Annotated in this window: 6 protein-coding genes and 1 pseudogene; all 7 read left to right on the top strand. The window is 67.8% G+C overall.

Annotated elements, in window-relative coordinates:
• A pseudogene (locus tag EOA24_RS21165) lies at window positions 1-137 on the top strand (glutathione S-transferase family protein); the annotation flags it as partial.
• Window positions 118-1,269 carry a tRNA epoxyqueuosine(34) reductase QueG gene (gene queG / locus EOA24_RS21170; RefSeq protein ID WP_126080311.1) on the top strand — a complete coding sequence of 384 codons (1,152 nt, stop codon included), beginning with the start codon at window positions 118-120 and terminating at the stop codon, window positions 1,267-1,269. The pseudogene EOA24_RS21165 and the gene queG, both read left to right, overlap by 20 nt.
• The gene (locus EOA24_RS21175) at window positions 1,266-2,168 is read left to right on the top strand and encodes an SDR family oxidoreductase (protein ID WP_126080312.1); all 903 of its coding nucleotides are present in this window, start codon (window positions 1,266-1,268) and stop codon (window positions 2,166-2,168) included. Before queG ends, EOA24_RS21175 begins: the two co-directional genes overlap by 4 nt.
• Before the next feature lie 82 nt (window positions 2,169-2,250).
• Window positions 2,251-3,333, top strand: coding sequence for a penicillin-insensitive murein endopeptidase (gene mepA, locus EOA24_RS21180; protein WP_126080313.1), 1,083 nt, complete (start codon window positions 2,251-2,253; stop codon window positions 3,331-3,333).
• Between the two features lie 89 nt (window positions 3,334-3,422).
• Window positions 3,423-4,442, top strand: a complete 1,020-nt coding sequence (locus EOA24_RS21185; RefSeq protein WP_127258699.1) for a glucokinase — start codon at window positions 3,423-3,425, stop codon at window positions 4,440-4,442.
• 405 nt (window positions 4,443-4,847) lie between these two features.
• Window positions 4,848-6,707 carry an ABC transporter ATP-binding protein gene (locus tag EOA24_RS21190; protein ID WP_126080315.1) on the top strand — a complete coding sequence of 620 codons (1,860 nt, stop codon included), beginning with the start codon at window positions 4,848-4,850 and terminating at the stop codon, window positions 6,705-6,707.
• Window positions 6,704-7,493: 4-hydroxy-tetrahydrodipicolinate reductase (dapB, locus tag EOA24_RS21195; protein ID WP_127410036.1), on the top strand; the 790-nt coding region annotated here is incomplete at its 3' end. The genes EOA24_RS21190 and dapB, both read left to right, overlap by 4 nt.

The following is a 7,493-nucleotide window of genomic DNA, read 5'->3' on the forward strand; positions in this document are numbered from 1 at the left end:
AGATCGACTGGCGCGAACACAGCGCCGCGCGCGAATGGTACACGCGGGTGAAATCGCGGCCGTCCTTCCGGCCGCTGCTCTCCGACCGGGTGCGCGGCCTGTCGCCGGTATCGCATTATGCGGACCTCGACTTCTGAAACCTTGCGCGCGCTGATCGACGCGGAGGCGCGCCGCGCCGGCTTCGAGGCGGTCGCCGTGACCCGCCCGGACGCGATCCCGCTGGCGCCCGCACGCCTGGCCGAATTCGTCGCCGACGGTTTCCACGGCTCGATGGGCTGGATCGCCGAGACGCTTCAACGCCGCGCCGAACCTTCGACGCTGTGGCCGGACGTGCGCTCGATCATCGTGCTGGCGATGAATTACGGCCCCGACCAGGATCCACGTGACATCCTCGCAAGACCCGACCGCGGCGCGATCTCGGTCTATGCGCAAAACCGCGACTATCATGACGTGATGAAGGGCCGGCTGAAGGAGATCGCCGGCAAGATCGTGGCCAAGGCGGGCGGCGACGTAAAGGTGTTCGTCGACACGGCGCCGGTGATGGAAAAGCCGCTGGCGGAAGCCGCAGGGCTCGGCTGGCAGGGCAAGCACACCAACCTGGTCAGCCGCGCGCATGGCTCGTGGCTGTTCCTCGGCACGATCTTCAGCACAGCCGAGCTTGAGCCCGACGAGGCCGAGATCGACCATTGCGGCTCCTGCCGCGCCTGCCTCGACGCCTGCCCGACCGATGCGTTTCCCGCGCCCTACCGACTCGATGCGCGGCGCTGCATCTCCTACCTGACCATCGAGAACAAGGGGCCGATCCCGCGCGAATTCCGCGACAAGATCGGCAACCGCATCTATGGCTGCGACGACTGCCTGGCCGCCTGCCCGTGGAACAAATTCGCCAGCGCGGCCTCGGAGGCGAAGCTTGCCGCACGCGAGGATTTGCGCGAGCCGAAGCTCTCGGACCTGCTCGCGCTCGATGACGAGGCGTTCCGCGCCTTCTTCACTGGCTCACCGATCAAGCGCATCGGCCGCGACCGTTTTGTGCGCAACGTGCTGATCGCCGCCGGCAATTCGGGCGACCCGTTGCTGGCGCCCATTGTGCGTGGCCTGCTCGGCGACGCCTCGCCGCTGGTGCGGGGTGCGGCAATCTGGGCCCTGTCGCGACTGCTCCCCGACCGCGAATTTGGCGAGCTTGCCGCCACGGCTTCGAGGACCGAGACCGATGCGGCGGTTCGCGAAGAATGGCTGGCGGGCTTGGCATCCGTAGAGGTTCATCGATGAGCGAAAGACGCTTCTTTATCTTTGGCGCCGGCTATTCCGGCAAGGCTTTCGCGCGGGCCAACGCCCAGCACGCGCCGATCTCCGGCACGACCCGGGCGCCGGAAAAGTTCGAGGCGCTGCGATCGGCCGGCATCGAGCCGCTGCAATTCGACGGCGCGCTGTCGCCCGAGCTCGGCGATGCGCTCGCCAAAACCACGCATCTCATCGTCTCCGTCGCTCCCGACGAAGCCGGCGACCCGGTGCTCAACGCCGCCGGCGATGCGCTCAAGGGAAAGATGCCGACGCTGGAGTGGATCGGCTATTTGTCGACCGTCGGCGTCTATGGCGATCATGGCGGCGCCTGGGTGGATGAGGCGAGCGACTGCCGGCCGGTGTCGAAGCGTTCGGTGATGCGGGTGGCGGCCGAACAGGAGTGGCTGGCGCTTGGCCGCGAGATCGGCAAGCCGGTGGTGGTGCTGCGGCTTTCCGGAATCTACGGGCCAGGCCGCAACGCGCTGGCCAATCTCGAGGAGGTCACGGCGCGGCGGCTGGTCAAGCCGGGGCAGGTGTTCAACCGCATACATTGCGACGACATTGCCGGCGCGCTCTGGCACCTCGCCGGCGGCAACCTCGGCGGCACCTTCAATGTCACCGACGACGAGCCGGCGCCGCCGCAGGATGTCGTGGCCTACGCCGCCGGGCTGATGGGCGTCGAGCCGCCGCCGGAAATTCCCTTCGAGACCGCCCAACTTTCGCCCATGGCGCGTTCTTTCTATGGCGAGAACAAGCGGGTCGCCAACAAGGCGATCAAGGCGGCCGGCTATCGCTTCCGGTTCCCGAACTACCGGGTGGCGCTGGAGCGGATGTGGGCCGAGGGCAACTGGCGGGACGGAGCGCCGCGCAGCCCGATGAGGCGCTGAAGATCGATGCGGGACGCGCGGCGTGGTATGATTCGTTCCTGACCGTGCCGCAAACGGATTGACTGGAGAGGGATCCGGCCTGATGAATTTGCGATCGCTGCCCGACAGGAAGCCGTTCCTGACCGCCGCGCTGGCGCTGGTGACCTTGGCTGCGCTGGTCGCGGCGGCGATTTCGGCCGAACCGCGCGCCAAGGACCTGTTCGGCACCAAGAAACTGCCTGCGGTGGTGCCCGCGCAATCCTTCGGTTTCTACTCCAAGGGCTGCTTCGCCGGCGGCGTCGCCCTGCCGATGGAAGGTCCGACCTGGGAAGTGATGCGCCCCTCGCGCAACCGGCGCTGGGGCCATCCGGCCATGATCGCGCTGATCGAAAAGCTGTCGCGCGACGCGGTAGCCGATGGCTGGCCGGGGCTTCTGGTCGGCGACGTCTCCCAGCCGCGCGGCGGACCGATGATGACCGGCCATGCTTCGCACCAGATCGGGCTCGACGCCGACATCTGGCTGACGCCGATGCCGAAGCGGCCGCTCACCATCGCCCAGCGCGAATCGATGAGCGCCACGCTGATGGTCGACGAGAAGACGCATCTGGTGAAGGACGCGCTGTGGACGCCGGCGCACACAAGGCTGCTCAAGCGCGCAGCGAGCTATCCGGAAGTCGAGCGCATCCTGGTCAATCCCGGCATCAAGAAGGCGCTTTGCGACACCGTCACCGGCGACCGTTCCTGGCTGCGCAAGATCCGGCCGTTCTGGGGTCACGACTATCACTTCCACATGCGCATCGGCTGCCAGCCGGGCTCGCCCGGTTGCAAGGGGCAGGAGGCGACGCCCGCGGACGACGGCTGCGGCAAGCCGCTGGCCTGGTGGTTCACCGAGGAGCCGTGGCGGCCCAACAAGAACCCCGATGCGCCCAAGGCCCGCGACCTGATGACGATGGCCAATCTGCCGAAAGAGTGCCAGGCGGTGCTCGCCGCGACGGATGCGCCGTCGCTGGCGGCCGTGACCTACCAGGGCGGCAGCGCCACCGCGGTCGCCGTGGCGGAACCGCAGCCGACCGAGCCGGCGGACACGATCTCCAGCGGCAATGCCGCGATGCCGGCGGCGGCGAGCGCTTTCGCGCCGACGCCCAAGATCGGCATTCCGCTGCCAAGGCCTAGACCGGGGAACTGACGCCGAAGCGGGCTTCCCCTTTCCGGGGTCATGCGCTAGTCAATCGATTGAAACGGCGCAGTGGCGCCGCAACGAGGACGATCACGAGCATGGCAGGCGAAGACGAGAAGGGACTGCGGTTTCCGGTCCTGATCGGCGACATTGGCGGCACCAATGCGCGCTTCTCGATCGTGCTCGACGCTAATTCCGAGGCGACCGAGCCGCAGATCGTCCAGACGGCGAATTTCAAGACCATCGACGACGCGATCCAGGCGGCGGTGCTCGACCGCTCGTCCATCCAGCCGAACTCGGCGGTGCTGGCGATCGCCGGGCCGGTCGACGGCGACGAGATTCCGCTCACCAACTGCCCCTGGGTCGTGAAGCCCCGGCAAATGATCGCCAATCTGGGCCTGAGCGAGGTCGTGGTGCTCAACGATTTCGAGGCGCAGGCGCTGGCGGTCGTGGCGCTCGGCGAGGAGCATATGGAAAAGATCGGCGGAGGCACGCCGGAACCCAATGCGAGCCGCGTCGTGCTCGGCCCCGGCACCGGCCTTGGCGTCGCCGGACTGATCTATGCGCTCGACCACTGGATCCCGGTGCCGGGCGAGGGCGGGCATATGGATATCGGCCCGCGCACGCCGCGCGACTTCCAGGTGTTCCCGCATATCGACAAGCTCGAAGGCCGCATCTCCGGCGAGCAGATCCTGTGCGGGCGCGGGCTGGTCAATGTCTATCGCGCCGTGGCCAAGGCCGATGCCAAGCAGGCGCCCTTCACCACGCCGGCCGAGATCACCGCGGCGGCGCTTGCGAAATCCGACCCGGTCGCCGAGGAGGCGCTGGCGCTGTTCGTCACCTGCCTCGGCCGCACCGCCGGCGACCTGGCGCTGGTGTTCATGGGCCGGGGCGGTGTGTTCCTGACCGGCGGCATCGCGCAAAAAATCGTGCCGGCACTGAAGGAAGGCAATTTCCGCGCCGCCTTCGAGGACAAGGCGCCGCACAGCGCGCTGATGCGCGAAATGCCGGTCTATGTCATCACCCATCCGCTGGCGGCGCTGCTCGGGCTTGCCGCCTATGCCAGGACGCCGTCGCTGTTCGGCGTCAACACGGCGGGGCGGCACTGGCGGGCCTGAAGCCACGCAGTCGACCGGGCAGGGCCAATGTCTGCGGTCTCGACGTCGGCGAGCCTCGTCATTCCAGGGCGAAGCAGGAGCGAAGCTCCGTCGCGAAGACCCTGGAATCCATGCCATGACCTAAGCCGTGGAACGCAGCGGAGCAGAATTCTGCACAGCTGCAGCGCTGCGAAGTCACGGAATGGATCCTCGGGTCTACGCCGCGTCGCTTCGCTCCTTGCTCCGCCCGTGGATGACGAAGCCATGGGCGTTTCAGCTGATCGCCAACCTGTGCGCCTTGGGTCGGGACCTCACGCCGTGAGCGGGTCCGCGACGAAGTTTCGCCATAGGCAAGCCGTAGCCGGGGCGCTAAGAGGGTGCCGAGAGGCAGCCCTGCCCGACGAAAACCCACGAAGCGCCCTTGATTTGACCGTTCAAACTTCCCTCAAACTGAAAGTCCAGCCCACCGAGGTCAGCGCGGTGCTGCGCCGCATCCTGGCCGAAAACGGCAAGGAATATCGCTGGACCTATGTCGTTGCCGTCGCCTGCCTGCTGATTGTTTCCGGCGCCACCGCCTTCACGGCGTGGATCATGGCGCCGATGATCAACCAGATCTTCTACGAACGGCGCAGCGACATGATCGTCTGGATCTGCGCCGGTTTCATGGGCGCCTCCGTGCTGCGCGGCTTCGCCGGCTACGGCCAGGCGGTGGCGCTGGCCAGAATCGGCAACAATCTGGTCGCCCGCTACCAGAAGCGCAGCTTCGACCATCTGATGAAGCTCGGCGTCGACTTCTTCAACGAGACCCGTTCCGGACGGCTGGCCGCTCAGGTGAACGAGAATGTCGGCGGCATCCGCGATCTCCTGTCGCTGACGCTGACCTCCATCAGCCGCGACGCGGTCTCGCTCGTCGCCCTCGTCGGCGTGATGATCTACCAGGATCCGGTGCTGTCGCTCAGCTCGCTGCTGATCGGGCCGCCGCTGATCTGGGCCGTCGTCTACATCACCCGCCGCCTGCGCAAGATCAACCGCGAATCCGTGCTGATCAACTCGCGGCTGAACGGCTCGGTCCAGGAGGCGACGCAAGGTATCGCCATCGTCAAGGCCTTCACCCTGGAGGACGAGCTGGCGCGCCGCATCGGCATCATGGCCGACACGGCCGAGCAGCGTAACAACAAGATCGCCCGCGTCGCGGAGCGGCTGTCGCCGATTTCCGAAATCCTGGGCGGCCTCGCCGTCACCGCCGTGCTTGCCTATTCCGGCTATCGGGCGCTGGTGCTTGGGCAACCGCCGGGCGCGGTGTTCTCCTTCATCACCGCGCTGATCCTGGCCTACGACCCGGCGCGGCGCCTGGCGCGCACGCAGGTCGGCATGGAACGCGCCCTGGTCAATGCGCGCATGATCTACGAGCTGCTCGACCTCGAGCCGAAGCAGGGCGACGCGCCCGACGCGGTCGAGGCGAAGGTCACCACCGGCGAGGTGCGCTTCAACAATGTGACGTTCGGCTACAACGCCGACATGCCGGTGCTGCGGGACCTGAGCTTCACCGCCGCGGCCGGCAAGGTGACGGCCATCGTCGGCGCCTCGGGCGCCGGCAAGTCGACGCTGGTGGCGCTGCTGCAGCGTTTCTACGACGTCGACAAGGGCTCGATCGAGGTCGATGGCCAGGACATCGCCAAGGTGACCAAGCATTCGCTGCGCCAATCGATCGCCTATGTGGCGCAGGCGCCTTATCTGTTCGAGGGCACGATCCGCGACAACATCCGCTTCGGCCGGCTGTCGGCCACCGACGCCGAGATCGAGCAGGCGGCGAAACTGGCGGCGGCCGACGAGTTCATCCGCCAGCAGCCGCAAGGCTACGACACGCCGGTCGGCGAAGGCGGCTCGACGCTTTCCGGCGGCCAGCGCCAGCGCGTCTCGATCGCGCGCGCCATCGTGCGCCAAGCGCCGATCCTCCTGCTCGACGAGGCGACCTCGGCGCTCGACAACGAGGCCGAGGCGCGCGTCCAGGAGGCGCTGACCCATGTCATGGAAGGCCGCACGACGATCGTCATCGCGCACCGGCTGTCGACGGTGGTCAATGCCGACCATATCATCGTGCTGGAAGAGGGCAGGCTGGTCGAGGAAGGCACGCATGCGACGCTGATGGCCGACCCGCATGGCATCTATGCCCGCTTCCACCGCATCCAGGGCAAGAAGGGGCTGGGGCTTGTCGACGACGCCAAGCCGCTTCAAACTCCCGCACCGCGCAGCCGCGCCAAGAAGACCGTCAGGAGAAGCGCATGAGCGAAGCCGGCGATATGGGCCTGGTCGTGGTTGGCGCCGCCGGCCGCATGGGTCAGACGCTGATCCGCGCCATCCACACCATGCCCGGCGCGCGCGTCGCCGCCGCGATCGAGCGGCCGGACTCCCCCCATCTCGGCAAGGATGCCGGCGAGCTTGCCGGCATCGGCATCATCAACGTGCCGATCGTCGACGATCCGCTGCCGGCCTTCGCCAAGGCCGACGGCGTGCTCGATTTCACGGCGCCGGCGGCGAGCGTCGAATTCGCCGGCTATGCCGCGCAGGCGCGCATCGTCCATGTCATCGGCACCACCGGCTGCTCGGCCGACGACAATGCCAGGATCGCCGCCGCCGCGCGCCACGCGACGATCGTCAAATCCGGCAATATGAGCCTTGGCGTCAACCTTCTGGCGGTGCTGGTCGAGCAGGCCGCGAAGGCGCTCGACCCGGAGGATTTCGACATCGAGATCCTGGAAATGCACCACCGCCACAAGGTCGACGCGCCGTCCGGCACGGCGCTGCTGCTCGGCGAGGCGGCGGCCAAGGGGCGCGGCATCGACCTTGCCCGCAACAGCGTGCGGGTGCGCGACGGCCATACCGGCGTGCGCAAGGCGGGCTCGATCGGCTTCGCCACGCTGCGCGGCGGGTCGGTCGTCGGCGACCACAGCGTGATCCTTGCCGGCACCGGCGAGCGCATCACGCTCTCCCACCATGCCGAGGACCCGGCGATCTTCGCCCGCGGCGCGGTCCTGGCGGCGCCCTGGGCCCGCGGCCAGAAGCCCGGACTTT

Origin of the sequence: Mesorhizobium sp. M2A.F.Ca.ET.039.01.1.1, from assembly GCF_003998035.1 — a bacterium.
Taxonomy (GTDB): Bacteria; Pseudomonadota; Alphaproteobacteria; order Rhizobiales; family Rhizobiaceae; genus Mesorhizobium.

Coding starts and splice junctions, on each gene's coding strand:
- queG (WP_126080311.1), top strand. CDS start 118: ATGCGGACCTCGACTTCTGAAACCTTGCGCGCGCTGATCGACGCGGAG.
- EOA24_RS21175 (WP_126080312.1), top strand. CDS start 1,266: ATGAGCGAAAGACGCTTCTTTATCTTTGGCGCCGGCTATTCCGGCAAG.
- mepA (WP_126080313.1), top strand. CDS start 2,251: ATGAATTTGCGATCGCTGCCCGACAGGAAGCCGTTCCTGACCGCCGCG.
- EOA24_RS21185 (WP_127258699.1), top strand. CDS start 3,423: ATGGCAGGCGAAGACGAGAAGGGACTGCGGTTTCCGGTCCTGATCGGC.